The 25,232-nt window shown below is 74.0% G+C and carries 21 protein-coding genes; 17 read left to right on the forward strand and 4 right to left on the reverse strand.

Annotated elements, in window-relative coordinates:
* Nucleotides 1–70: 70 nt before the first annotated feature.
* The 10 genes from K7I03_RS17140 (at nt 71) to K7I03_RS17185 (ending at nt 9,907) form a co-directional block, all read left to right on the forward strand.
* Nucleotides 71–871 carry an aldose epimerase family protein gene (locus tag K7I03_RS17140; RefSeq protein WP_185944369.1) on the forward strand — a complete coding sequence of 267 codons (801 nt, stop codon included), beginning with the start codon at nt 71–73 and terminating at the stop codon, nt 869–871.
* Nucleotides 872–881: 10 nt separating this feature from the next.
* Nucleotides 882–1,418, forward strand: coding sequence for an orotate phosphoribosyltransferase (gene pyrE, locus K7I03_RS17145; RefSeq protein WP_185944370.1), 537 nt, complete (start codon nt 882–884; stop codon nt 1,416–1,418).
* Nucleotides 1,419–1,621: 203 nt separating this feature from the next.
* The gene (gene fbaA, locus K7I03_RS17150) at nt 1,622–2,644 is read left to right on the forward strand and encodes a class II fructose-bisphosphate aldolase (RefSeq protein WP_185944371.1); all 1,023 of its coding nucleotides are present in this window, start codon (nt 1,622–1,624) and stop codon (nt 2,642–2,644) included.
* Nucleotides 2,645–2,842: 198 nt separating this feature from the next.
* The gene (locus tag K7I03_RS17155) at nt 2,843–4,342 is read left to right on the forward strand and encodes a DHA2 family efflux MFS transporter permease subunit (RefSeq protein WP_185944426.1); all 1,500 of its coding nucleotides are present in this window, start codon (nt 2,843–2,845) and stop codon (nt 4,340–4,342) included.
* Nucleotides 4,343–4,440: 98 nt separating this feature from the next.
* A complete protein-coding gene (locus K7I03_RS17160; RefSeq protein WP_185944372.1) occupies nt 4,441–4,854 on the forward strand; it encodes a DUF3151 domain-containing protein in 414 nt (137 codons plus the stop codon).
* 266 nt (nt 4,855–5,120) lie between these two features.
* A complete protein-coding gene (locus K7I03_RS17165) occupies nt 5,121–5,942 on the forward strand; it encodes a tryptophan 2,3-dioxygenase (protein WP_185944373.1) in 822 nt (273 codons plus the stop codon).
* A complete protein-coding gene (gene kynU, locus K7I03_RS17170) occupies nt 5,935–7,131 on the forward strand; it encodes a kynureninase (RefSeq protein WP_185944374.1) in 1,197 nt (398 codons plus the stop codon). Before K7I03_RS17165 ends, kynU begins: the two co-directional genes overlap by 8 nt.
* Nucleotides 7,128–7,913: an alpha/beta hydrolase gene (locus tag K7I03_RS17175; protein WP_185944375.1), complete on the forward strand. Its 786-nt coding sequence runs from the start codon at nt 7,128–7,130 to the stop codon at nt 7,911–7,913. The genes kynU and K7I03_RS17175 overlap by 4 nt, the downstream gene beginning before the upstream one ends.
* An 84-nt stretch (nt 7,914–7,997) precedes the next feature.
* Nucleotides 7,998–9,251, forward strand: a complete 1,254-nt coding sequence (locus K7I03_RS17180) for a sensor histidine kinase (RefSeq protein ID WP_185944427.1) — start codon at nt 7,998–8,000, stop codon at nt 9,249–9,251.
* A complete protein-coding gene (locus tag K7I03_RS17185) occupies nt 9,248–9,907 on the forward strand; it encodes a response regulator (RefSeq protein WP_185944376.1) in 660 nt (219 codons plus the stop codon). Before K7I03_RS17180 ends, K7I03_RS17185 begins: the two co-directional genes overlap by 4 nt.
* Before the next feature lie 171 nt (nt 9,908–10,078).
* Here the strand turns inward: K7I03_RS17185 and K7I03_RS17190 are convergent, their stop codons facing one another.
* A complete protein-coding gene (locus K7I03_RS17190) occupies nt 10,079–10,921 on the reverse strand; it encodes a diacylglycerol kinase (protein ID WP_185944377.1) in 843 nt (280 codons plus the stop codon).
* Nucleotides 10,922–11,097: 176 nt separating this feature from the next.
* Between K7I03_RS17190 and K7I03_RS17195 the strand changes: the two genes are divergently transcribed.
* Nucleotides 11,098–12,384: an adenylosuccinate synthase gene (locus tag K7I03_RS17195; protein ID WP_185944378.1), complete on the forward strand. Its 1,287-nt coding sequence runs from the start codon at nt 11,098–11,100 to the stop codon at nt 12,382–12,384.
* Nucleotides 12,385–12,461: 77 nt separating this feature from the next.
* Here K7I03_RS17195 and K7I03_RS17200 read toward each other — a convergent pair whose 3' ends face one another.
* Together K7I03_RS17200 and K7I03_RS17205 are read right to left on the reverse strand one after the other, a co-directional pair.
* Nucleotides 12,462–14,252, reverse strand: coding sequence for a serine/threonine-protein kinase (locus K7I03_RS17200; protein ID WP_185944379.1), 1,791 nt, complete (start codon nt 14,250–14,252; stop codon nt 12,462–12,464).
* Nucleotides 14,253–14,383: 131 nt separating this feature from the next.
* Nucleotides 14,384–14,587 (reverse strand): cold-shock protein, encoded by a 204-nt coding sequence (locus tag K7I03_RS17205; protein WP_185944380.1) that lies wholly within the window; start codon nt 14,585–14,587, stop codon nt 14,384–14,386.
* A 427-nt stretch (nt 14,588–15,014) separates the two neighbouring features.
* Here K7I03_RS17205 and K7I03_RS17210 point away from each other — a divergent pair, with 427 nt between their 5' ends.
* From K7I03_RS17210 to K7I03_RS17225, 4 genes are all read left to right on the forward strand, one after another.
* Nucleotides 15,015–16,370: an aspartate aminotransferase family protein gene (locus K7I03_RS17210; RefSeq protein WP_185944381.1), complete on the forward strand. Its 1,356-nt coding sequence runs from the start codon at nt 15,015–15,017 to the stop codon at nt 16,368–16,370.
* Nucleotides 16,371–16,490: 120 nt separating this feature from the next.
* Entirely contained in the window at nt 16,491–17,162 is a 672-nt protein-coding gene (locus tag K7I03_RS17215) for a GntR family transcriptional regulator (RefSeq protein ID WP_185944382.1), read from the forward strand.
* Nucleotides 17,163–17,373: 211 nt separating this feature from the next.
* On the forward strand, nt 17,374–19,854 hold the full coding sequence (locus K7I03_RS17220) for a dolichyl-phosphate beta-glucosyltransferase (RefSeq protein WP_185944383.1): 2,481 nt from the start codon (nt 17,374–17,376) through the stop codon (nt 19,852–19,854).
* Between the two features lie 146 nt (nt 19,855–20,000).
* A complete protein-coding gene (locus K7I03_RS17225) occupies nt 20,001–20,651 on the forward strand; it encodes a hypothetical protein (protein WP_185944384.1) in 651 nt (216 codons plus the stop codon).
* A 68-nt stretch (nt 20,652–20,719) separates the two neighbouring features.
* On the opposite strand, the gene K7I03_RS17230 is transcribed toward K7I03_RS17225, so the two are convergent.
* Complete coding sequence (locus tag K7I03_RS17230) at nt 20,720–21,436, reverse strand: SLATT domain-containing protein (protein WP_185944428.1); 717 nt, start codon at nt 21,434–21,436, stop codon at nt 20,720–20,722.
* Between the two features lie 295 nt (nt 21,437–21,731).
* On the opposite strand from K7I03_RS17230, the gene purD reads away from it, so the two are divergent.
* Together purD and K7I03_RS17240 are read left to right on the forward strand one after the other, a co-directional pair.
* Complete coding sequence (gene purD, locus K7I03_RS17235) at nt 21,732–22,973, forward strand: phosphoribosylamine--glycine ligase (protein WP_185944385.1); 1,242 nt, start codon at nt 21,732–21,734, stop codon at nt 22,971–22,973.
* A gap of 490 nt (nt 22,974–23,463) precedes the next feature.
* Nucleotides 23,464–25,158, forward strand: coding sequence for a hypothetical protein (locus K7I03_RS17240; RefSeq protein WP_224347439.1), 1,695 nt, complete (start codon nt 23,464–23,466; stop codon nt 25,156–25,158).
* Nucleotides 25,159–25,232 lie beyond the last annotated feature (74 nt).

The raw sequence follows: 25,232 nt of genomic DNA on the forward strand, positions 1-25,232 counted from the left end.
TGACCTGGGGCGGCGTTCCGGCCGGGACGCCGCCGCGTGCCCGCGCCGGAACGCGCCTATCGTCGGGAGGGTGACCAACGCTCAGACGACACTGACCGCAGGCAAGGCCGCGGTGACCGTGGACCAGGAGAACGGCTGCCGCCTCTCCAGCCTCAGGATCGACGGGACCGAACTCCTCCGCCAGGGACCGAAGTACGGCTCCTTCCCCATGGTCCCGTGGTGCGGGCGGATCGCCCAAGGCCGGTTCCGCAACGGCGGCGAGACGCACCAGATGCCCCTGAACCACCTCCCGCACCCGCACGCGCTGCACGGCACCGGCCGCGACACGGCCTGGCGGGTCTCCCGGGCCGAGGACTCCTTCGCCGCGTTCACCTACGACCTCGCCGCCCCCTGGCCGTACCCCGGCCGCGTCACCCAGTTGGTGGAGCTGGCCGAGGACTCGCTGACGCTCACCATGGGCGTCGAGGCGGCCTCGGACTCGTTCCCGGCCCAGGCCGGCTGGCACCCCTGGTTCCTGCGCAACCTCGGCACCGGCGGCGACGCCGAACTGGACTTCGCCCCCGCCTGGCAGGAGGAGCGCGGCGACGACCACCTGCCGACCGGCCGGCGGATCGACCCGCTCCCCGGCCCGTGGGACGACTGCTTCGGCATGCCGGACGGCGTCGCGGTGACCCTGACCTGGCCCGGGGTCCTGGAGCTCAAGATCACCAGCCGCGCCGAGTGGGTCGTCGTCTACGACGAGCAGGACGAGGCCGTCTGCGTCGAGCCGCAGTCCGGACCGCCCAACGGGCTGAACACCATGCCCCGTCTGGTCACCCCCATCGACCCGCTGGAGATCTCCACCACGTGGAGCTGGCGGAGCCTGGCATAGGCTCATGCCCATGAACGCGCGTGACGCCCTGCTGCAGCAGATCAAGGACAAGGCCGTGGTCCACGGCAAGGTGACCCTCTCCTCCGGCAAGGAGGCCGACTACTACATCGACCTGCGCCGGATCACCCTCGACGCCGAGGCCGCCCCGCTGGTCGGCCAGGTGATGCTGGACGCCACCGCCGACCTGGAGTACGACGCCGTGGGCGGGCTGACCCTGGGCGCCGACCCGGTCGCCACCTCGATGCTGCACGCCGCCGCCGCGCGCGGCCGGAAGCTGGACGCCTTCGTCGTCCGCAAGGCGCAGAAGACGCACGGCATGCAGCGCCGCATCGAGGGCCCGGACATCGCGGGCCGCCGGGTGCTCGTCGTCGAGGACACCTCCACCACCGGTGGTTCGCCGCTGACCGCCGTGGAGGCGGCCCGCGAGGCGGGCGCCGAGGTCGTCGCCGTGGCGACGATCGTCGACCGCGGTGCCGCCCAGGCCATCGCCGACGCCGGCCTGCGGTACGTCACCGGTTACCAGCTCGGAGACCTCGGTCTGGCCTGACCTGCGGTTTCCCCAGGGCGTCGAGGACGGGTGCGTGGTTTCACGTGAAACCACGCACCCGTCGGCGTATGCGGCCGCCGTCTGGCCGGGACGCACCGTGTGGAGCAAATCGGGGAGTCTGGGAAGATGGGGACGACGATGAACGTCGCCCCTAGGTCAGGGCCCATCCGTAGCTTCACCCGCACATCACAAGGAGCGGACAGATGCCCATCGCAACTCCCGAGGTCTACAACGAGATGCTCGACCGGGCGAAGGCAGGCAAGTTCGCCTACCCGGCCATCAACGTGACCTCGACGCAGACGCTGCACGCCGCGCTGCGCGGTTTCGCCGAGGCGGAGAGCGACGGCATCATCCAGATCTCCACCGGTGGTGCGGAGTTCCTGGGCGGCCAGTACAGCAAGGACATGGTCTCCGGCGCCGTCGCGCTGGCCGAGTTCGCGCACGCCGTGGCCAAGAAGTACCCGGTCAACATCGCCCTGCACACCGACCACTGCCCCAAGGACAAGCTGGACGGCTACGTCCGCCCGCTGCTGAAGATCTCCCAGGAGCGCGTGGCCGCCGGGCAGAACCCGCTGTTCCAGTCCCACATGTGGGATGGCTCCGCCGAGAAGCTCGACGAGAACCTGGCCATCGCCAAGGAGCTGCTCGCCGAGGCCGTCAAGGCGAAGATCATCCTTGAGGTCGAGATCACCCCGACCGGTGGCGAGGAGGACGGCGTCACCCACGAGATCAACGACGAGCTCTACACCACCGTCGCCGACGTCGAGAAGACCGCCGAGGCGCTTGGCCTGGGCGAGAAGGGCCGCTACCTGCTGGCCGCCTCCTTCGGCAACGTCCACGGCGTCTACAAGCCGGGCAACGTCGTCCTCCGCCCCGAGCTGCTCCGCGAGCTCCAGGACGGCATCGCCGCCAAGCACGGCAAGCAGGACCCGTTCGACTTCGTCTTCCACGGCGGCTCCGGCTCCACCGAGGAGGAGATCCGCACCGCGCTGGAGAACGGCGTCGTGAAGATGAACCTCGACACCGACACCCAGTACGCCTTCACCCGCCCGGTGGCGGCGCACATGTTCAAGAACTACGACGGCGTCCTGAAGGTCGACGGCGAGGTCGGCAACAAGAAGACCTACGACCCGCGCACCTGGGGCAAGCTGGCCGAGGCGAGCATGGCCGAGCGCGTCACCAAGGCGTGCGCCGACCTGCGTTCGACGGGCACCAAGCTCAAGTAGGCCTACGGGCACTGGCTTGAGTAGTCGGCAGGGCATCGCGGAAGGGTCTGGCGTTTGGGCGCCGGGCCCTTTCGCATGGCCTCCCCGGGCGCCCCGGGAGACCATCGGAGCATGAGCGAGTCCGAGCGCCCCCCGACGGAACAGGGAGCGACCACCGCGCCCGGTACGCCGGACGCGGTCACCGGCCCCGGGATCCGGATGGGCACCGCCACCGGACGGTTCGTGCTGCTCACGGCCGTCCTCGGGTCCGGCATGGCGATGCTGGACAGCACCGTCGTCAACGTCGCCCTGCCGCACATCGGCGCCGACCTGGGCGCCGACCTGGCCGTCCTCCAGTGGACGGTGAACGCCTACATGCTCACCCTCGCCGGGCTGATCCTGCTCGGCGGATCGCTCGGCGACCGGTTCGGGCGGCGCCGCGTGTTCGTCGTCGGCGTGGTGTGGTTCGCGCTCGCCTCCCTGCTCTGCGGGATCGCCCCGAACGCCGGGGTGCTGATCGCCGCCCGCGCGCTCCAGGGCGTCGGCGGGGCCCTGCTCACCCCCGGCTCCCTCGCCCTCCTCCAGTCCGTGTTCCGGCCCGACGACCGGGCCGCCGCCGTCGGCGCCTGGTCCGGCCTGGGCGGCGTGGCCTCCGCGATCGGCCCGTTCGTGGGCGGCTGGCTGGTGGACGGGCCCGGCTGGCGCTGGGTCTTCCTGATCAACCTGCCGGTCGCGGCCGTCTGCGTCCCGGTGGCCCTCCGCCACGTCCCCGAGACCCGGGACCCCACGGCCCGTGGGCGCTTCGACGCGGCCGGGGCCGCCCTCGGCGCCCTGGCCCTCGCCCTGGTCACCTACGCCCTGATCGCCGCGCCCGACCGGGGAGCGTCCCCCTGGGTCATCGGCCCGGCCGTCGCCGGAGTGCTGCTCGGCGCCCTCTTCGTGTACGTCGAGGGGCGCCTCGCCGACCCGATGCTGCCGCCGGGCATCTTCGCGATCCGCACCTTCTCGGCGGTCAACGCCGTCACCGTCTGCGTCTACGCGGCTTTCAGCGGCTTCTTCTTCCTCTCCGTGCTCCAGCTCCAGATCGTCGCCGGCTGGTCCGCGCTGGCCGCCGGCACCGCGCTGCTGCCCACCACCGTCCTGATGCTGCTGCTCTCCTCTCGCGCGGGGCGGTTCGGGCAGGCCGTCGGCCCCCGGCTGCCGCTCACCGCCGGGCCGCTGCTGTGCGCGGCGGGCATGCTGCTGATGACGCGGGCCGGAGCGGGCGCCGTCTACTGGCGGGACGTGCTGCCCGCCCTCGTCGTCCTGGGTCTCGGCATGACCCTCCTCGTCGCCCCGCTCACCGCCACCGTCCTGGCCTCGGTCGACGTCGGCCGGGCCGGCCTGGCCAGCGGCATCAACAACGCCGCCGCCCGGGCCGCCGGCCTCGTCGCGGTGGCGGCACTGCCGCTGCTCGCCGGGATGGGCCCCGAGGCGTACCGCGACCCCGGCGCCTTCGGGAGCGCCTTCCGGCGGGCGATGGCCTGGTGCGCCGGGTCGCTGGTGGTGGGCGCGGTGCTGGCCTGGACGACGATCCGGGAGCCGCGGCGCGGGGGCTGCCACCCGGAGTGCGACTTTCACTGCGGGGTGACCTCGCCTCCGCTGGATCCCGGGGAGAACGGATCCCGCCGGCCGCCGGGGCCGCCGGAGCCGGGGCCAGGGCCGGGACCGGGGGCGTAGTCGCCGCCGGAGCCCCGGAGCCCCGGAGCCCCGGAGCCGCCGGAGCCGGGGTGACGCCTCTCCTGGCGCCCCCGCGGCGACAGTGCAGACTGGAGCCCATGGCCATTCACCAGAACCTGCTCGGGGGACCGCCCCCGACCCACCTGCCCGACGACCCCGAGCCGCGCGAACTGCTCGCCTCCGGCGCCGCGCCCTCCGAGGTCGCCGCCAAGTACCCCGCCTCCTCGCTCGCCTGGGCGCAGCTCGCCGACGAGGCGTTCGAGGCCGGCCGGGTCGTCGAGTCGTACGCCTACGCCCGCACCGGCTACCACCGCGGCCTTGACGCGCTGCGCCGCAGCGGGTGGAAGGGGCACGGGCCGGTGCCGTTCGAGCACGAGCCGAACCGGGGCTTCCTGCGGGCGCTGCACGCGCTGGCGCGGGCCGCGCAGGCGATCGGGGAGCAGGAGGAGTACGAGCGGTGCTCGGGGTTCCTGCGGGACAGTTCGCCTACGGCGGCGAACACGCTGGGCTGAGGCGCCTGCGGCGGGCTGGTGCCCCGGTCCCGCCCCCAGAGGGGGGACCCCCACCTTCGCCGATTCCTGGAGCTCCGCCCCAGACCCCGAAACCGCGCTCCGCGCGGTTGTCCTCAAGTGCCGGACGGGCTTAATCAGCCCGTCCGGCACACCCCTTGCGGGCGCGCCCCAAGGGACGCATGATGCGAACAGGGGACCGGGGCTCCACGCGACGGAAAGGGGCGGACCGCTACCCGGAAGCCGCATGCAGTGCCGAGGAGCCCACGATGCCGCAGCCGCCCACGCCCCCCTCCCTCGAGTTCGAGGCCACGACGCCCTACGAGGACTACGTCCGCGCCGAGGTCCTCTCCACGCTCCAGCACCCGGTCACCGACGATCCGGGGGAGCTCGCGTTCCTCGTCACCACCCAGGTGATGGAGCTGTGGTTCACGCTCCTCGTCCACGAGTGGGAGACCGCCGCCCGCGCGCTGCGCCGGGACGAGCTGCCCACGGTGCTGGCCGCGCTGGAGCGGTCGGTGCACGAGCTGGGGTCGCTCAACGCGTCCTGGGAGCCCATCGCCCGGTTGACGCCCGCCCAGTTCAACCGGTTCCGGCCGGCGCTCGGCGAGGCGTCCGGGTTCCAGTCGGCCATGTACCGCCGGGTGGAGTTCCTGCTCGGCGAGAAGACCACGTCCCTGCTGGTGCCCTACCGCAACGTGCCGCGCGTCCACGCCCGGCTGGAGAAGGCGCTGCACGAACCGTCGCTGTACGACGAGGCGTTGCGCTGGCTCGCCCGGCACGGCCACCCGGTGCCCCGCGCGGTGCTCGACCGGGACGTGACGGCGCGCTACGAGCCCGACCCGGGCGTGGAGGAGGTGTGGCGGCGCGTCTACGCCGACGGCCAGGGCGGCGACGCGTACCGGCTCGGCGAGCAGCTGACCGAGATCGCCGAGCGGGTGTGGCGCTGGCGCAACGACCACCTGGTCGCCACCCGGCGGGCGATGGGCGCCAAACCGGGCACCGGCGGCTCGTCGGGCGTCGCCTGGCTGGAGAAGCGGGCCGCGAAGACGGTGTTCCCCGAGCTGTGGACGGCGCGCGGCCGTGTCTGACATCGACGCGTCCGCCGCCGAGGCCGCCCGCCTGGACGCCGCCGACGAACTCCACGGCAGGCGCGCCGCGTTCGAGCTCGACGACGACACCGTCTACCTCGACGGCAACTCGCTCGGCGCCCTGCCGCGTACCGTCGCCCCCCGCCTCGCCGACGTCGTCCGCCGCGAGTGGGGGCGGCTGCGGATCCGCTCCTGGGAGGAGTCCGGCTGGTGGGCCGCGCCCGAGCGCGTCGGCGACCGGATCGGACGGCTGGTCGGGGCCGCGCCCGGGCAGGTGGTGGTGGGCGACTCGACCAGCGTCAACGTCTTCAAGGCCGTGGTCGCCGCCGTCCGCCTGGCGGGCGACGGCCGCGACGAGATCCTCGTCGACGCCGCGACGTTCCCGACCGACGGCTACATCGCCACCTCCGCCGCCCGGCTGACGGGCTGCCGGATCCGCGCCGTCCCGGCGTCGGACCTCGCCTCCGCGGCCGGCCCGCGGACCGCCGCCGCCCTGGTCAACCACGTCGACTACCGCACCGGCCGGCTCCACGACCTGCCCGGCACCACCGCCGCCCTGCACGCCGCCGGCGCGCTCGCCGTCTGGGACGTGTGCCACAGCGCGGGCGCGCTGCCCGTCGGGCTGGACGAGCACGGCGTGGACCTCGCGGTCGGCTGCACGTACAAGTACCTGAACGGCGGCCCCGGTTCGCCCGCGTTCCTCTACGTCCGCCACGACCACCAGGACCGCTTCGACTCCCCGCTCCCCGGCTGGAACTCGCACGCCGACCCCTTCGGCATGGACCCCGCCTACCGGCCCGCCGACGGCGCGGCCCGCGGCCGGACCGGGACGCCCGAGATCCTCTCCCTGCTGGCACTGGACGCCGCGCTGGACGTCTGGGACGGCGTCGACCTCGCCGCCGTCCGCGCCAAGAGCCTCGCGCTCACCGACTTCTTCCTGCGCCGCGTGGCCGCGCTCGTCCCGCCCGGCCGCCTGGAGCCCGTGACTCCCGCCGCGCACGCCGAGCGCGGCAGCCAGGTGTCGCTGCGCTGCCCGTCGGGAGCGGAGGACGTCATGGCCGCGCTGGTGCGGCGCGGTGTCGTCGGCGACTTCCGCCGCCCGGACGTGCTCCGGTTCGGCTTCGCGCCGCTGTACACCACCTTCACGGAGACCGAGCGGGCGGCACGGACCCTCGCGGAGGTGCTGTGAAGGGCGAGGAAGAGGCGCTGTTCGGGCTCCCGTACGTCCCGCCCGACGCCACCACCGCCTACGGCCCGCACCCCGACCAGCTCGTCGACCACTACCTGCCCCGCGGCATGCCCAACGGCGTCCGCGTCACCCTGCTGCACGGCGGCTTCTGGCGCGCCGCGTACGACCGGCGGCACCTCGCCCCGCTCGCGGCCGCGCTGGCCGCGCGCGGGTTCGACACCGCCCTCGCCGAGTACCGGCGGGTCGGCGGCGGGGGCGGCTGGCCCGCCACCTTCGACGACGTGCGGTCCGCCCTCGCCGCCGGACCGCCGGGCACCCGGCCGCACGTCCTCGTCGGCCACTCGGCCGGCGGCCACCTCGCGCTGTGCGCCGCCGCGCGGGTGGACGCGGGGGTGGACGCGGTGGTGGCCGTCGCCGCCGTCGCCGACCTGGCCCTGGCCCGGCGGCTGGGGACCGGCGGCGGCGCCGTCGACGCGCTGCTCGGCGACCGTCCGGCGGCGGAGGCCGACCCGGCGCTGCTGCGGCCCCGCGTCCCCGTCGCGCTGCTGCACGGCTCGGCCGACCCCGAGGTGCCGGTGGAGCTGTCCCACCGCTACGCCGTCGCCGCCCGGCTGCTGGGCACGGCCGAGCTGCGCGTCCTGCCCGGCGTCGGGCACTACGCGCCGGTCACCCCCGGCACGGCGGCGTGCGAGGCGCTGCTGCGGGTCGTCGCGGAGAGCATCGGGCCCGAGCCGGAAGCGGGCCGCGTAGTACTTGAGACGGATGCCGACGGATCCCCATGAACGGGGACGACGTACGCCGTCCGGGTGCTTACGGTGGAACGCGTGAACCATTCCTCCGGGACGACCCTCCGCAGTGAGCTGCTCATGCTGAAGAGCGCCCTCGACGGCATCCACCGCGACCTCTTCGCCGACGCCTTCGCCTTCCGACCGCTGGCGCCGCTCGCGGACCGTAGCCGGCTCCTCGCCGTGGTGCCGCGCGCGACCCGCCGGTACGTCCGGTGGCTGCCGCACACCGCGCTGGTGACGTTCACCGTGTTCCTGATGTTCCAGGCGCTGGCGCAGGGCGGGACGCCGATGACCTCGCTGCTCGTCGGGGTGCCCATCCTGCTGACCCTGGTCCGGCCGATCGGCGCGTGGTGGTGCTCGGTCGCCGTGATCTTCCTGTCGAGCGTCGCGGTCATGGGGTCCGGCCTGTCGATGTCGATCCCGTTCGCCGTCCACGCGCTGGTCATGCTGCTCGTCGCGATGCGCAGCCGGCCGCGCGTGGCCGGCGAGATGTGGCTGGCGACGGCGGGCATCGGGGTCTTCCTGACCGTGATCCACCCGGTGATCGCCGGCCCCTCGCTCTTCGAGTACCTCGTCATCTCGGGCGTCCTGCTCTTCGCGGTCCTCGCGTTCCGCGTGCTGCGGGAATCCCGGGAGCAGGTGGCCGTCCAGGCGGCCGTCACCGAGGTCGAGCGGTCCCGGCGGACCGTCCTGGAGGAGCGCACGACCATCGCCCGCGAGCTGCACGACGTCGTCGCGCACCACATGTCCGTCGTCGCCATCCAGGCCGAGGCGGCCCCCTACCGCGTCCAGGACACCCCGCCCGAGCTCGCCGCCGCGTTCGCCACCATCCGGGAGAACGCCGTGGCCGCCCTCACCGAGCTGCGCCGCGTCCTCGGCGTCATCCGCTCCGACAGCTCCGACGTCCTCGACGCCCCGGAGGCCCCGCAGCCCACCCTGGACGCGCTGGACGGGCTGCTGGCCAACGTCCGGCAGGCCGGGCTCACCGTCGAGCACGTCGTCACGGGCGCGGTGCGGCCGCTGCCGCAGGGCGTGGAACTCTCCGCGTACCGGATCGTCCAGGAGGCGCTGAGCAACGTCCTGCGGCACGCGCCCGGCTCCACGGCGCGCGTCGAGGTCGCGTACGTCCTCGGCGGGCTCGGCCTGCGCGTCGTCAACGGGCCGCCCGACCGCACCGCCAAGCCGTCGCCCGGCGCCGGTCACGGCGTCCTCGGCATGCGCGAACGCGTCGGGATGCTCGGCGGGGAGATGACGGCCGAGCCGACGGCCGACGGCGGCTACGAGGTCAGCGCCTTCCTGCCCGTCGACGTCCGGGCGGAGGCCGCCGCATGAGCATCAGGGTGCTGATCGTCGACGACCAGATGATGGTCCGCGAAGGCTTCTCCGTCCTGCTCAACGCCCAGACCGACATCGAGGTCGTCGGCGAGGCCGTGGACGGGCACCAGGCGCTGGAGAAGGTCGCCGAGCTGCGGCCCGACGTCGTCCTCATGGACATCCGGATGCCCGGCCTCAACGGGCTGGACGCCACCCGCGAGATCGTCGCCGCGGACGCGGACGCGAAGGTGCTCGTCCTCACCACCTTCGACCTGGACGAATACGTCTACCAGGCGCTGCGCGCCGGGGCGAGCGGCTTCCTGCTCAAGGACGCCTCCGCCCGGCAGCTCGCCGACGGCGTCCGCGTCGTCGCCGCCGGCGAGGCCCTGCTCGCCCCGACCGTCACCAAGCGGCTCATCCACGAGTTCTCCCGGCTCGGCACGCCCCGGCAGCCGACGCAGGAGCGGATCGGGGAGCTCACGGAGCGGGAGACGGAGGTGCTGGTACTGGTCGCCCAGGGGCGGTCGAACGCGGAGATCGCCTCTTATCTGGTGGTGGCGGAGTCGACGGTGAAGACGCATGTGAGCCGGATCCTGGTGAAGCTGGGGTTGCGGGACCGGACGCAGGCCGCGGTGTTCGCGTACGAGGCGGGGTTGATCACGCCGGGTGGGTAGGCGCCTGCGGTGGGTGGGTGCCCCGGACCCTCCCCCAGACCCCCTTGTCCTCAAACGCCGGACGGGCTGATTTCTCAGCCCGTCCGGCGTTTGAGGACGAGCGGCGAAGCCGCGATCACGGGGTCTGGGGCGTAGCCCCAGGAAACGGCGAAAGGGCGGGACCGGGGCCCCTCACCCCGGCAGCGTCAGCCGCCACGCCTCCCCCACCGCCGTCCACGTCCGCTCCCCCACCGGCCCCCGCAACCGCTCGTCGGCCCGGTACCGGAAGTCGGGACCGGACAGGGTGACGGACCGCGCGCGGCAGCGCAGCGGCCCGGCAGCTCCCTGCGGCTGCACGGACACCTCCGCCAAGCCCCCGACCGCCGCGACAGCCACCCGCTCCAGCGGATGGTCCTCGTCGGCCAGCAGCACCCCGTCCGCCTCCACCCGCAGCCGCGGGCCGGTCACGGGCCGGGCCGCCGGGCGGGAGAGCAGGGCCAGCGCCGTGCGGGCCGTCCGCGCGGCGGGGGACCACCACGGGCGGGCCGCCGGGCGGGCCGTCGCCGGGTAGCCGGTCCGGGTCCGCGGCCGTTCCGCGGGCGCCCAGAGCCCGCCGAGCACCACGCCGTCGTCCTCGTCGGCCAGCAGTCCCAGCCGCCGTTCGACGCCGTCCAGCACCGCCCGGGCCGCCGCCACGGCGCCCAGGGGGACGCCCAGCGCGCGGGCGACCGACAGAGCGGGGAGCGGGCCGACGGGCACCCAGGCGAGGGACGCGTCCATCAGCTCCCGTTCCCGGTGCAGCAGCCCGACGACCCGCAGTAAGGCGCGGTCGTCGCCGACGACGACCATCCGCCGTCGGCCGCGCCGGGCGACTGCCCTGGCGACCTCGCCGGGGCCGTCCGGGAGGCAGATTCTGGCCATCGACCCGGCCGTCAGCACGTCCTTGGCGATCCGCACGGATTCACCGTCCACGCGCCGCGCGACCGGGTCGACGACGATCAGCAGCTGCTGTCCAGTCGGGTCTGCAGCCGACACGTTCGTCCTTCCTCAGGTAACCTCTCGGTGCAAGAGCCCCTGTCGCTGTTGCGCCAGGGGCTTCGTCTATCCGGGGCACCGGTTCGACGGCTCTCGCGGTGGTGGACGCCCTGAAACATGGGCTTACGCCACCCGTCGCACGTTGGACATGCCCCGCCCGGAAGGGGTGTACGCCTGTGCCCGCACTTGTGCTGCTCGGTGCTCAGTGGGGTGACGAGGGCAAGGGAAAGGCCACCGACCTGCTCGGTGGCTCCGTGGACTATGTGGTGCGTTACCAAGGCGGCAACAACGCCGGTCACACGGTGGTCGTCGGTGACCAGAAATACGCGCTGCATCTCCTCCCTTCCGGGATCCTCTCGCCGGGGTGCACCCCGGTCATCGGCAACGGCGTCGTCGTCGACCCGGCGGTCCTGCTCTCCGAGCTGAGCGGACTGAACGAGCGCGGCGTCGACACGTCGAAGCTCCTGGTCAGCGGTAACGCGCACCTGATCACGCCGTACCACACCACGGTCGACAAGGTGACGGAACGCTTCCTCGGGAAGCGGAAGATCGGCACCACCGGCCGCGGCATCGGCCCGACCTACGCCGACAAGATCAACCGCGTGGGCATCCGGGTCCAGGACCTCTACGACGAGTCGATCCTGACCCAGAAGGTCGAGGCGGCCCTCGACTTCAAGAACCAGATCCTGGCGAAGCTGTACAACCGCCGCGCGATCGAGCCGGCCCGCATCGTCGAGGAGATGCTCGGCTACGCGGACCGGATCAAGCCGTTCGTGGCCGACACCACGCTGATCCTGAACAACGCCATCGACGAGGGCAAGGTCGTCCTCTTCGAGGGTGGCCAGGGCACCCTGCTGGACGTCGACCACGGCACGTACCCCTTCGTGACCTCCTCGAACCCGACCGCGGGCGGCGCCTGCACGGGTGCGGGCGTCGGCCCCACGAAGATCAACCGGGTGATCGGCATCCTCAAGGCGTACACCACCCGCGTGGGCGCCGGACCGTTCCCGACCGAGCTGTTCGACGAGGACGGCGAGAAGCTCCGCACCATCGGCGGCGAGCGCGGTGTCACCACCGGCCGCGACCGCCGCTGCGGCTGGTTCGACGCGGTGATCGCCCGCTACGCGACCCGCGTCAACGGCCTCACGGACTTCTTCCTCACCAAGCTCGACGTGCTCACCGGCTGGGAGCAGATCCCGGTCTGCGTCGCGTACGAGATCGACGGCAAGCGCGTCGAGGAGCTGCCCTACAGCCAGACCGACTTCCACCACGCGAAGCCGGTCTACGAGATGCTGCCGGGCTGGTCCGAGGACATCAGCAAGGCCAAGACCTTCTCCGACCTGCCGAAGAACGCGCAGGCGTACGTGAAGGCGCTGGAGGAGATGTCCGGCGCCCCGATCTCCGCGATCGGCGTCGGCCCGGGCCGCACCGAGACGATCGAGATCAACTCGTTCCTGTCGTAGGGCGGACGTAGGGCGGACGCAGGCGAAACGCCCGAGAGCGCCCCGGTGGTCACCGTGACCACCGGGGCGCTTCCGTTTCACTGCTTGGTGTACACCAGCGACGCGTCCTTCGTCCCCGAGTCGATGAAGTCGCGGCGCATCCGGCCGTCCGGCTGCAGGACCAGCTCCGAGGAGGAGCCCGGCTGGCAGGCGGACTTGGGCTGGGCTTCCGTGACGGTGGACGGGCCGAGCAGCAGCGGCCCCGGGACGGTGGCGTTGGCGCCGCCGGTCACGGAGGCCTGCCAGACGCAGTGGTAGCTGGTGCCGTCGTCCAGGACGCCGTCGCCGGTGATCTCGACCCGCGAGCCGGAGACGCCCGGTTGGACGAAGAGGACGCGCTTGTTGCGGCGTCCGTCGCCGCCGAACTCCGACTGCCAGACGCCCTTGTACCGCGCCACGCCGGTGGCCTCCGGGGTGGAGGACGGGCTGGTGGACGGTGTCGGCGTGGTGCCGGTGGTCGGGCCCGGCTTGCCGGTGCCGCCCCTGTTCGGGGCGGGCGGGGCCGTCGTCGGGGTGGGCGACGCCTGGTTCCCGGACTGGTGCTTCACCACGTACACCGTCCCGGCGCCCGCCAGCAGCCCGGCCGCCGCGATGGCGACGAGGGCCAGCGGCTTGCGGGACCGGGACGCCGGCGGATGCTGGTATCCGGCGGGCGGCGGGCCGTACGGGCCGGGGTGCTGCGGGTAGCCGTAGCCGGGCGGCGGCGGAGGCGGCTGGCCGAAGGGGCCGGGGGCCGTGTGAGGGGTGTGGGGGGTGTGAGAGCCGGTGGAGGTGGTGACGGCCGTCATCGTCGGCGGGTCCGCCGGCGGCCGGGCGGGCGGGGGCGTGTTCCCGGGGGTGGGCCGCGGGACGACGTCCGTGGGCCGCTCGGACGCGGGTATGGAGCCGGACGGCGGCTCGGCCTCCACCGGGTCCTCGGCGTCCAGCAGCCCCACCGCGTGCCGGCCGAGCTGGGCGACGAGTCCGGCCGGCAGCCACGGTTCGGCGGACCGCAGGTCGGCCAGCTCCTCGCGGGCGCCGGTGCGCTCCAGCACCTGCTCGGTGGTGGGCCGGGCGGCGGGGTCCTTGGCCAGGCAGTCGGTGATCAGCGGCAGCAGCGGCTCCGGAACGCCGGCGAGGTCCGGCTCCTCCTCCGCGACCCGGAACATCAGGGCGTGGACGCCGCTGTCGGACGTCCCGAAGGGCATCCGCCCGGTCGCCGCGTAGGCGAGGACCGAGCCCATGCAGAACACGTCGCTGGCCGGCGTCACCTCGCGGCCGCGCACCTGCTCGGGCGACATGAAGCCGGGGGAGCCCACGGCGGCGCCGGTGCGGGTGAGGCCGTCCCCGTCGGTGACGGTCTCCAGGGCGCGCGCGATGCCGAAGTCGATGACGCGCGGCCCGTCGAGCGTGATCAGCACGTTGGACGGCTTGAGGTCGCGGTGGACGATGCCCGCGGCGTGGACGGCCTGGAGGGCGCGGGCGAGCCCCGCCGCCAGGATCCGGACGGAACGTTCGGGCAGCGGCCCGTAGTCGCGTCCGATCACCTGTCGCAGGGAGGGCCCGGCGATGTAGCCGGTGGCGACCCAGGGGACCGCCGCCTCGGTGTCGGCGTCCAGGACGGGGGCGGTCCACTCCCCGCCCACCCGGCGGGCCGCCCGCACCTCGCGCCGGAAGCGGTCGCGGAACTCCTCCTGACCGGCCAGCTCCGGCTGGACGAGTTTGACCGCGACCGTACGGCCGCGGTCCGAGCGGGCCAGATAGACCCGGCCCATGCCGCCCGCGCCGAGCCGGCGGAGCAGCCGGTAGGCGCCGAGTGTGCGTGGGTCTTCGGGCGACAGGGCATCCATGCCGTCAGCACTCCTTCCCCCCGTGATTTCCCCCGTTGTTCCAGAGCCGGAGGATAGTCGTACGGCAAGAGGGCCGGAGCCCCGCGCGGGAAAGTGCGGGGCTCCGGCCCTCTGTTCCGGGTGCGGCCGGTTCAGGCGGGGATGATGTTCTCCGCCTGCGGGCCCTTGTGGCCCTGGGTGATGTCGAAGGTGACCTTCTGGCCCTCCGTCAGTTCCCGGAAGCCGGTGGTCGAGATGTTGGAGTAGTGCGCGAAGACGTCGGCGCCGCCGCCGTCCTGCTGGATGAAGCCGAAGCCCTTCTCCGAGTTGAACCATTTCACGATGCCGGTAGCCAAGGTGACTCCTCGATAGGTGGGTGCGCGGGATTTCCGCACGGCGCGGAATTCCGGGGGGACGGGGGCTGGGAGGGGGTTCCGGAGGGCCGGGGGCCGGGGTCCGGAAAGAGAAGTGCGCCCGAGGTCACAGACCGTCGGGCGCACATGTCATATGGGTACCACCACTGCAACTCGCGACGAACGTAGCATGCGAAACCGAGGCGAATCGGGATTTCCGGAGCGGTGATTCGCGGGGCCGCGGCGGGCTCGTACGGGGTGCGCGGGTCCGGCAGTGTGTCGCCGCGCGTGCCGGGTTCCGGACAGTGTGCCGGTGCCTCCGGGCGTGCCGGGACCGTACGCTGGGCCCGCGTCAGCGCAGGACAGCCCCATGGCCGGCATCGCATGGGAGCCCCGCCAGTGAACCGCCGAACCGCCGAGGTCGCCGCCCGTGAGCACGCAGCCCGATCCGTCCCGAGGTGCCGCCGTCAAGGCCACCGACCGCGCCCACGTCTTCCACTCCTGGTCCGCCCAGGCCCTCATCGACCCGCTCGCCGTCGCGGGCGCCGAGGGCTCGTACTTCTGGGATCACGACGGCAACCGCTATCTCGACTTCTCCTCCCAGCTCGTCAACACCAACATCGGTCACCAGCACCCCAAGGTCGTCGAGGCCGTCCGGGAGCAGGCCGCGCGGCTGTGCACGATCGCGCCCGGCTTCGCCGTCGACGTCCGCGGGGAGGCGGCCCGGCTGATCGCCGAGCGGACGCCCGGCGACCTCGACAAGATCTTCTTCACCAACGGCGGCGCGGAGGCCGTCGAGAACGCCGTCCGCATGGCCCGGCTGCACACCGGGCGGACCAAGGTGTTCAGCGCCTACCGCTCGTACCACGGCGCGACCGCCGCCGCGATCAACCTCACCGGCGACCCGCGCCGCTGGCCGTCCGACACCGCCTCCGCCGGGGTGGTGCACTTCTGGGCGCCCTTCCTCTACCGCTCCCCGTTCCACGCGGAGACCGAGGAGCAGGAGTGCGAGCGGGCCCTGCGGCACCTGGAGGACGTGCTGGTCTTCGAGGGGCCGCAGACCGTCGCGGCGATCGTCCTGGAGACCGTGCCCGGCACGGCGGGGATCATGGTGCCGCCGCCCGGCTATCTGCCCGGGGTGCGGAAGCTGTGCGACAAGTACGGCGTCGTCATGGTCCTGGACGAGGTGATGGCCGGCTTCGGCCGCACCGGCCGCTGGTTCGCCGCCGACCACTGGGACGTCGTCCCGGACCTGCTGACCTTCGCCAAGGGCGTCAATTCCGGTTACGTCCCGCTCGGCGGCGTCGCGATCTCCGCCGAGATCGCCGCGACCTTCGACCGGCGCCCCTACCCGGGCGGCCTCACCTACTCCGGGCACCCGCTGGCCTGTGCCGCCGCCGTGGCGACGATCGGGGCGATGGCCGAGGAGGGCATCGTCGAGAACGCCGCCCGCATCGGCGAGGAGGTCCTCGGCCCCGGGCTGCGCGAGCTCGCCGAGCGGCACCCGTCGGTGGGCGAGGTGCGCGGCACCGGCGTCTTCTGGGCGCTGGAGCTGGTCCGCGACCGCGCCACCCGGGAGCCCCTGGTGCCGTACAACGCCTCCGGCGAGGACAACGCACCGATGGCCGCCTTCACCGCCGCCTGCCGCGCGGCGGGGCTGTGGCCGTTCGTCAACATGAACCGGACGCACGCCGTCCCGCCGTGCACCGTCACCGAGACGGAGGCCAAGGACGGCCTCGCCCTGCTGGACGAGGCGCTCACCGTGGCCGACGCGCACACCGGCTGACGGGCACCGGGACCCCTCCGGGCACGGACGGGCCGGTACGCTCCCCGGCGGCCCTCGCCTATCTTGTTGCGAGGGCCGTTCGCGCGCCGGCGCGCGGTCACGGAAGGGGAGACGGACACCATGCCCGGCAGCGACGCTGTCAAGCGCACGACGCTGCGCTCACAGATCGCCGACGCCCTGCGCGAGGAGGTCATCGCGGGCCGGCTCCCGGCGGGACGGCAGTTCACCGTCAAGGAGATAGCCGAGAGCTACGGGGTCTCGGCCACCCCCGTCCGCGAGGCGCTGCTCGACCTGTGCTCCCAGGGCCTGCTCCACGTCGAGCTGCACAAGGGCTACCGGGTGCGGCAGTTCTCGTACGCGGACTTCCTCGCCATGGTCGAGGCGCGCACGATGATGCTGGAGGGGATGTTCCGGCACGCCACCGAGCAGGCCCTGGGCGCCGCGACCCCGGCCGTGCTGGCCTCTGTCCGGCGGCGTGCCGAGGAGGCGTCCCGGGCCGCGAACGCCGGGGACCTCGACATCCTCATCGGCTACGACCTCCGCTTCTGGCGGGAGTTCGCGGCCCTCGTCGGCAACCCCTACATCTCCGACTTCCTGGACCGGGTGCGGGTGCAGTGCTGGGTCTTCATGGTGCCGCTGCTGCGCCGGGTCGGCGACCTGCGCGGACGGCTGTGGTGCGGGCACGTCGAGATGGTGGAGGCGCTGGCCCGGCAGGAGGGCCGGGCGGTGCAGCGGATCATCACGGGGTACAACACGCACGCGCTGACGCTGATCAGGTCGTTGACGGGGTGAGGGGCGTGGGCGGGATGCGGGGCGCGGGCGTCGTGAGGGACGCGGGCGTCGTGAGGAGCGCGGGCGGGGCAGGGGACGCGAGCCGACGTAGGGGCGAATTTCGGACACTCCCGGGCGAAGCGCCCGGCGTGACGAGTATTTTCGGTCACTTTTCCGGGCCGATCGCATCTGGGTGTGCAACCCAACGATCACCCGGACACGTCTGGAAAGCATGACGTCCCAGAACCCTCCGCCGCCGCCCGCCGACGGACCTCCCGCCGCCGGCTCCGTCGGCCTGTCCGTGGTCGTCCCGGCCTACAACGAGGAGGACCGCCTCGCCCCCAGCCTCAAGGCGATCCGCGCCCACCTCGACGCGGAGGGACCGGACACCTGGGAACTGATCGTCGTCGACGACGGGTCGACGGACGGCACGGCCGACGTGGTCCGGGCCGCCGCCGCCGAGGACCCGCGCGTCCGGCTGCTCGGCTCGCCCGCCAACCGCGGGAAGGGGCACGCCGTCCGCACCGGCGTGCTGGCCTCGCGCGGCCGGCGCGTCCTGGTCACCGACGCCGACCTGGCCGCGCCCATCGCGGAGCTGCCGCTCCTGACCGCCCGGCTGGACGAGGGCGCCGCCGCCGCCGTCGGCTCCCGGGCGCTGCCGGGCTCGCGCATAGGCATCCGCCAGCACGCCCTGCGCGAGGCCATGGGCCGGGCGGGCGCCGGCGTCATCCGCGCCCTGGCCGCGCCCGGGGTGCGGGACACCCAGTGCGGGTTCAAGCTCTTCGAGGGCGAGCGGGCGCGGATCGCGTTCGCCGCGTCCCGGCTGAACGGCTGGGCGTTCGACGTCGAGATCCTGCGCTTCTTCCGCCAGCGCGGCTGGGCGGTCGCCGAGGTGCCCGTCCGCTGGGACCACCGGCCCGGCTCCAAGGTGCGCCCGCCGGCGTACGCCGCCGTCCTCGGCGACCTGGTCCGGCTGCGGATCCGGGCGGTGCACCCGGCCGGGCCCGCCATCGCCGGCCTCTACCTGCTGCTCGCCCTCTTCCTGTACGGCGGGCTGTGGGCCGCGCCGAACGCCGCGTACCTCGTGGACTCCGCCTCCGACCAGCAGCAGTGGGAGTGGTTCTTCGCGGTCACCGCGGACAACGTCGCCCACCTGCGCGATCCGCTCTTCACCGACCTCCAGAACCATCCCTACGGCGTCAACCTCATGGCCAACACGGCCATGCTCGGTGTCTCCGTGCCCCTCGCGCCCCTGACGCTGGCCCTGGGCCCGCACGTCACCTGGGCGGTGGTGCTCACCGGCGGGGTGGCCGCCACGGCCTGGGCCTGGTACCGGCTGCTGGCGAAACGCTTCGTCCGCGCCCGGTGGGCGGCGGCGCTGGGCGGCGGGTTCTGCGCCTTCGCGCCGCCGATGGTCTCGCACGGCACCGCGCACCCCAACTTCGCCGTCCTGTTCGTCATCCCGCTGATCATCGAGCGGGCGCTGCGGCTCTGCGCGGGCCGGCGGATCCGGCGCGACGGGGTGATCCTCGGGCTGCTCCTCGTCTACCAGGTCTTCCTCGGCGAGGAGGTGCTGCTGCTGGCCGTGACCGGGCTGCTGCTGTTCGCCTTCGGGTACGCCGTCGCCGCGCCCTCGGCGGCGCGGGCGGCCGCCGGGCCGCTGCTGCGCGGGCTGGGCATCGCGGCCGCGGTGGCGGTGCCGCTGCTGGCCGTGCCGCTGTACCGGCAGTTCTTCGGGGCGCAGAGCTACCACAGCGTGCTCCACGGGTCCGTCGGCAACAACCCGATGGCGCTGCTGGAGTTCGCGACCCGGTCGCTGGCCGGAGACGAGCACAAGGCGGCGGCCCTGTCCCTCAACCGGACCGAGGAGAACGCGTTCTTCGGCTGGCCGCTGGTGCTGCTCGCGACCGTCCTCGTCGTCCGGATGCGGCGGCTGCCGCTGGTGCGCGCCCTGGGGTTCACCGCCCTGGCCGCCGCCGTGCTGTCGCTCGGCCGGGACATCCCGCTGCCGGGCACGGTCCACACGCTGCCCGGACCCTGGCGGGTGGTGGGCGAGCTGCCGCTGTTCGAGTCCGTCATCGAGTCCCGTACCGCCATGGTCTGCGTCCCGGCCCTCGGCATCCTCCTCGCCCTGGCCTGTGACCGGGCGGCGGCCCGCCGGCCGCGCGGCGAGCGGGAGCGGAGCCGCCGGATGCTGGCCTGGGCGGCGCTGGCCGCGGCGCTGGTGCCGCTGCTGCCGACGCCGTACCGGACCGTCGAGCGCGCGCCGGTCCCGGCGTTCGTCGCGGACGGGCACTGGCGGGACTACGTCCGGACCGGCCGGACGCTGGTGCCCGTACCGGTGCCCGACCCGGGGCAGGTCGCGGCGCTGGACTGGCAGGTGCGGGCGGACTTCGGCTTCGCGCTGCCCGGCGGCTACTTCAACGGGCCCTACGGGCCGGACCGGCGCGGCATCTACGGCCCGGTGCCCACGGTCACGTCCGAGCTGCTGAAGAAGGTCCGTGAGACCGGCCGGACGGCGGACGTCGACGAGCGGACGCGGCGCGCCTTCGGCCGGGACCTGGCCACCTGGCGGGCCGACGCGATCGTCCTGCCGCCGCAGGAGCAGGGGGCTCCGCTGCGGGAGACCCTGCACCGGCTGACCGGGCGGGCGCCGGAGCGGGTGGGCGGCGTCTGGGTGTGGGACGTGCGGGACGGGGTGCCGGGGGTGTGAACCCGGTTGTCCCCGAGGGGATCGGGGCGTGCCCGAAACCGGACGGAATCCGCTCCTCCATGTCCGTCGCCCCTGTGTGACAACCAGCTGAGCGGCACTACCCTGGCCCGACCATCGCACTGAAGGCGAACAGAGAGTGAGCTCACGTGGCATGTGACCTCTGGCTTGTCCCCCTCGTCGACGTGCTGTGCCACAGCCCCGACAACCCCTTCGCCGAAGAGATCGCCGTCTACGACCGGGCCCTCGGCGCGGCCGGACTGCCCCCCGTCCCCGTCTTCGGCTATATGCCGGGCCTGTCCGGGGACGTGGCCCCGGTCGCGGGCTTCGACTACGACGCGCTCCACTTCCTGCGCCGCGCCCATCTGCTGAACCTGTGCGGGCTGACCGTCACGCCGGTCGACGAACTCGGCGGGGACTACGAGCAGTTGCTGGAGATGTTCGAGACCACGGCCCAGCAGTCGCACCTGGTGTGGCACTACGACCACGCGGGCGCCTACGTGCCCGTCGATTTCGCGCATCCGCTGACGAGCGACGAACTGCTGGAGGGCGGCGGACCGTTGGGATCCAGCCATGGTCTGCTGCGGGAACTCCTCAGCGTGGCACCGGTGCTCGGCATCGACCCCGGCAACCCGCCGGCCGCGCCCGCCGCCCCCCGGCAGCCCACGACCCTGGACGAACGGGCCGCGCCGGGGCCGGCGGACGACAGCCCGTTCGCCCGGGAACGGCACGTCTGGCTGGGGCTGCACGCGGCGGTCACGCGCAGCCTGGGGCAGGGCTCGATGATCGTGTTCAGCTGACCCGCCGGGCCCTGGCGGAAACGGTCCGGCCCGGTACTGACGTACCGGGCCGGACGTGTGCCGTCTTCTCAGCGCGGTGACTCCGGCGGGCGCTGCCGGGGCATGTTCGGCCGGGAGCCGGGCGGCAGCGGGAACCGGCCGACGGGCCCGCCGTTCTCCCCGCGCGGCCCCCAGGCGACCAGCGACTGCGTCAGCAGGGGCGCCGGGCCGGCCCGGAACTCCACCATCCAGTCGGCGGTTTCGGCGCGGACGAGCTCCGAGACGTCCTCGGAGAAGCGGCGCAGCACGGTCAGGCAGCGCTCGGCCGCCTCGCTCGCCGTCCCCTCGGTCGGGCCCAGCACCTCGCGCACGCACTCCGACGCCCAGTCGAACTGCAGTGCCTCCAGCCGCCGTTGCACCGCCTGCGCCGTGGACACCGCGCGCATCCAGCCCGTCGTCAGCCCGAAGTAGCGATCGCAGGCGACACACGCGACGGCGCCCAGCAGGGCGAGGAACGCCCAGGTGGAACCGGTGCGGATGGCCTTTGTCAGCTCCAGCAGCGGCAGCGCGGCGCCGACCACGGCGAAGACCGCGGCGGCCACCCGCAGGGCGCGGGCCCAACGGCGTTTCCAGGCGCGGTCGGCGAGATACCAGTCGGCCAGGAGCAGCGCGCCGCTCTCCACCCACCGGTACAGCTCGTCGAGTCGCTGAGCGGGCTCCCCCCAGTCGCCGAGCGGGAAGGTCCGGCCGCGCAGATCTCCCCGGTGCCTCCCGTCCTGCTCCTTGGGGAGCCCCTCGGGCTGCATCTCAGGCTGGCTCACCCCTGCACTCCCTCTACACCGCTGCTGCTCCGTACCCCTGTCACCGCCTCTTTCCTACCGCCGAACGGTTGGCCTTGTGCACCGGATCGCTCCTTTGCCGCCCGTAAGTGCCAGGGAATCGGGTATAGGGGGCGATATCCCCCTCACCCGAAAGAGTGGGTGGCCTGTGTGGACGTGACGGGGCGGGTGCGGCGAAACGTTCTGACGAGGCCTGACGGGAGAGGTGGGGGAGCCGGGACGCACGGCGTTGATCGTTCCGGAAGGCAATAGGGTGACACCCGTGAAGGTCCTCGTCATCGGCGGCGGCGCCCGCGAACACGCCCTGTGCCGCTCCCTGTCCCTCGACCCCGACGTCACCGCCCTGCACTGCGCTCCCGGCAACGCCGGCATCGCCGAGACCGCCCAGGTGCACCCGGTCGACGCCCTCGACGGCTCGGCGGTGGCGGAACTGGCCGCCTCCCTCGAAGCCGACCTCGTCATCGTCGGCCCGGAGGCCCCGCTGGTCGCCGGGGTCGCCGACGCCGTCCGCGCGCGCGGCATCCCCGCCTTCGGGCCGTCCGCCGAGGCGGCCCGGCTGGAGGGCTCCAAGGCGTTCGCCAAGTCCGTCATGGCCTCGGCGAACGTGCCCACCGCCCGCAGCTACGTCTGCACCACCCCCGCCGAGATCGACACCGCGCTCGACGCGTTCGGTGCCCCCTACGTCGTCAAGGACGACGGCCTCGCGGCCGGCAAGGGCGTCGTCGTCACCCCCGACGTCGACGTGGCCCGCGCCCACGCGCTCGCCTGCGACCAGGTGGTGATCGAGGAGTTCCTGGACGGCCCGGAGGTGTCCCTGTTCGCCGTCACCGACGGCGAGACGGTCGTCCCCCTCCAGCCCGCCCAGGACTTCAAGCGCGCCCTCGACGGCGACCAGGGACCGAACACCGGCGGCATGGGCGCCTACTCCCCGCTCCCCTGGGCCGACCCCGGCCTGGTGGACGAGGTCCTGCGAACCGTCCTCCAGCCGACCGTCGACGAACTGCGGCGGCGCGGCACGCCGTTCTCCGGCCTGCTCTACGCGGGGCTGGCGATCACCTCGCGCGGGGTGCGGGTGATCGAGTTCAACGCGCGCTTCGGCGATCCGGAGACGCAGGTGGTGCTCGCGCGGTTGAAGACGCCGCTGGCGGGGCTGCTGCATGCGGCCGCGACCGGGACGCTCGGCTCGTTCCCGGCGCTGCGGTGGGCGGACGACGCGGCGGTCACGGTCGTCGTCGCGTCGCACAACTACCCCGGTACGCCGCGTACCGGTGACGTCATCGAGGGGCTGGAGGAGGCGGCGGCTGTCTCCGACGCGTACGTCCTGCACGCGGGGACGTCGCGCGACGCTTCGGGCGCCGTGGTCAGCGCCGGGGGGCGGGTGCTGTCCGTGACGGCCACGGGGGCCGACATTCCCGCGGCGCGGGAGCGGGTCTACGAAGCGGTGGCGCGGGTGCGGATGCGCGGGGCGCAGTACCGGACGGACATCGCGGCGGGTAAGGAGTAGTCCCGGCCCCGCCCTTTCTCCCCCAGCTACCGCTGGGAGGTGCCCCCAGTTTCTTGCGGGGGCTCCGCCCCCGCACCCCCGCAACCGCGCTTCGCGCGGTTGTCCTCAAACGCCGGACGGGCTGAGTGGTGCGCCAGGGCGCGCTATTCAGCCCGTCCGGCGTTTGAGGACGAGCGGCGGAGCCGCGAAAAAGGGGGTCTGGGGCGCAGCCCCAGGAATCGGCGAAGTGGGGGTCCCCCCTCTGGGGGAGGGACCGGGGCGCCGCCCGTCGCAGGCGCCCCGCCCCCTGCCCCAACCCTTGGGCAAAGCCATTCCATCGAGTGACCGATCCGCCAACCGGCTGACGAACGCCCCACGCCCCACTAGGGTGCCGCGCAGGCCACCCGCCGCGACGTCCGGCAACTGGCCCACCGGCATTGCGATGTCAGAGGCCGGTGCCACAGTGGGGGGTGGTAACTGGCGGCCGGAGCACTACAGGCGACTGGGGGTGATCGGTCTCGTGGCAGGTACGGAAGCCGGCGCGCACACCGCGCGCCTCAGGGCCCTGGCGGTCCTGCGCGTCCGCAGCACCGCGCTGGCCGTCGCCCTGCTGCCCGCGGCAGCAGCGGTGGTGCTGCTGGCCGGCACGCTCATGGGCCGGATCCCGGACGGCAGCGTCGGGGACGCGGCCCGTCCCGCCGTCGTCGCCGCGGCCCTCGCCGCGCTGGCCGTCGCCGGCATCGTGGCCGCCGTGGTGGCCCGGGCCCGGCCCGCGCTCAGCCCCACCGTGCCGATCCCCGAGGAGACCGCCCCGGACCTCTACCGCCTGGTGCGCGACCTCGCGGACCGGATGGACGTCCCGGCCCCCTCGGCCATAGCGCTCACCCCGGACTGCGACAGCTGGCTGGAGGACCGCACCCACCCGGCGCACCGCGCCGCCGTGCCCGGGGCCGGACGCACCGGCGCGCTGCCGCGCCGCCGGACGGCCGCCGCGCCGGTCCTGGTGATCGGCTCGCCGTTCCTGTGGTGGATGCGCGTCGCCGAGCTGCGCGCCCTGCTGGCCCCGGTGGTGGCGGGCACGGGCCCGGCCGCCCACCCGGACATAGCGGCCGCCCGCCGCTTCGTGCGCGGCCTCGACGCGGCCGTCGCGGTCGCCGCGGGCCGCCCGCTGCTGGCCTTCGTGGGCTGGACGGCCCGCCTCCTGCTGCGGTCCTGCCGCGAGCACGCCGCCGAGATGGAGCGCGGCGTCGCGGCGGCGGCGTCCGAGCGCGCCCAGACCGTCGACTACGGGCTGCGGGTCGTCGCCCAGGAGCAGGTCGGCCTGGCCTACGCGGGCTGGGACCGGCTGCTCAACCGGGTCGCCCTGCCCGCCTGGCGGATGGGCCGCTGGCCGTCCCGGCTGGACGCGGGCGTCGTCTCGGCGCTCACCGAGCTGTCCCGCCGGGACCGGCTCGCGGAGGGCTTCGCCTCCCGCCTCGGCGAGCGGCCCGCCTGCGACCTCCTGGAGGAACCGGGCGTCATCGACGAGGCCGCCTCCCTGCTGGCCGCCCGGCTGTTCCACGGCGGGCCCCCGGAGCCGGGCCCCGACTGGTCCCCGGTGAGCTGGAGCCAGTACCCGGAGGAGGTCGTGGACCGCAAATGGCGGGTGGAGGCGGCCCGGCTGCACCGCGTCCTGGAGGACGTCCTCGACGACGTCACGGCCCCCGGCACCGCGCCCGCCCTCCCGCCCGCCCAGGAAGGGCCCGCCACTCCCATCCCACCCGTTCCACCCGTCCCGCCCACGGTGGACCGCGTCCTCGACCGCCTCACCGGCCCGGCGGGCCCGGGCGTGGGGGAGCGGCTGGGCCACCGGCTCAGCGCCGAGCTCGCCCGGGAGGCCGGCGCCGGCCCCGAGACCCCGCCGGCCAGCTGCGAACCGGGCCTGGACGGCCTCGCCCCGCTGTTCCCGCTCCAGCCCCCGCGCAGCGGCCGCGAGCTGCTCACCGACCACGTGACGGCGATGATCTGCTGCGCCGCCGTCGACACCGCGGGCGCCACCCCCGGCCTGGACTGGCTCGACGGCCCCGCCCTCCTCGTCGGCGGCACCCGCCGCGCCGACCTGGCCCGCACCGTCCTCTCCCTGGTCGAGGACGGCGACGGTGAACCCCTGCGCGCCTGGCTGGGCGAGGTCGGGGTCCGCCCGGAAAAACCCGTACGGCTGGGCTGAGGACGCGAGGGGGACGGCGTGAACCAGGGGGGCCCGAACGGCCCGGACGACCGGGAAGACCACCGGGGCCGCGC

Origin of the sequence: Streptomyces mobaraensis (assembly GCF_020099395.1) — a bacterium.
Taxonomy (GTDB): Bacteria; Actinomycetota; Actinomycetes; order Streptomycetales; family Streptomycetaceae; genus Streptomyces.

Coding starts and splice junctions, on each gene's coding strand:
- pyrE (WP_185944370.1), top strand. CDS start 882: ATGAACGCGCGTGACGCCCTGCTGCAGCAGATCAAGGACAAGGCCGTG.
- fbaA (WP_185944371.1), top strand. CDS start 1,622: ATGCCCATCGCAACTCCCGAGGTCTACAACGAGATGCTCGACCGGGCG.
- K7I03_RS17155 (WP_185944426.1), top strand. CDS start 2,843: ATGGGCACCGCCACCGGACGGTTCGTGCTGCTCACGGCCGTCCTCGGG.
- K7I03_RS17160 (WP_185944372.1), top strand. CDS start 4,441: ATGGCCATTCACCAGAACCTGCTCGGGGGACCGCCCCCGACCCACCTG.
- K7I03_RS17165 (WP_185944373.1), top strand. CDS start 5,121: ATGCCGCAGCCGCCCACGCCCCCCTCCCTCGAGTTCGAGGCCACGACG.
- K7I03_RS17180 (WP_185944427.1), top strand. CDS start 7,998: ATGCTGAAGAGCGCCCTCGACGGCATCCACCGCGACCTCTTCGCCGAC.
- K7I03_RS17185 (WP_185944376.1), top strand. CDS start 9,248: ATGAGCATCAGGGTGCTGATCGTCGACGACCAGATGATGGTCCGCGAA.
- K7I03_RS17200 (WP_185944379.1), bottom strand. CDS start 14,252: ATGGATGCCCTGTCGCCCGAAGACCCACGCACACTCGGCGCCTACCGG.
- K7I03_RS17215 (WP_185944382.1), top strand. CDS start 16,491: ATGCCCGGCAGCGACGCTGTCAAGCGCACGACGCTGCGCTCACAGATC.
- K7I03_RS17220 (WP_185944383.1), top strand. CDS start 17,374: ATGACGTCCCAGAACCCTCCGCCGCCGCCCGCCGACGGACCTCCCGCC.
- K7I03_RS17230 (WP_185944428.1), bottom strand. CDS start 21,436: ATGCAGCCCGAGGGGCTCCCCAAGGAGCAGGACGGGAGGCACCGGGGA.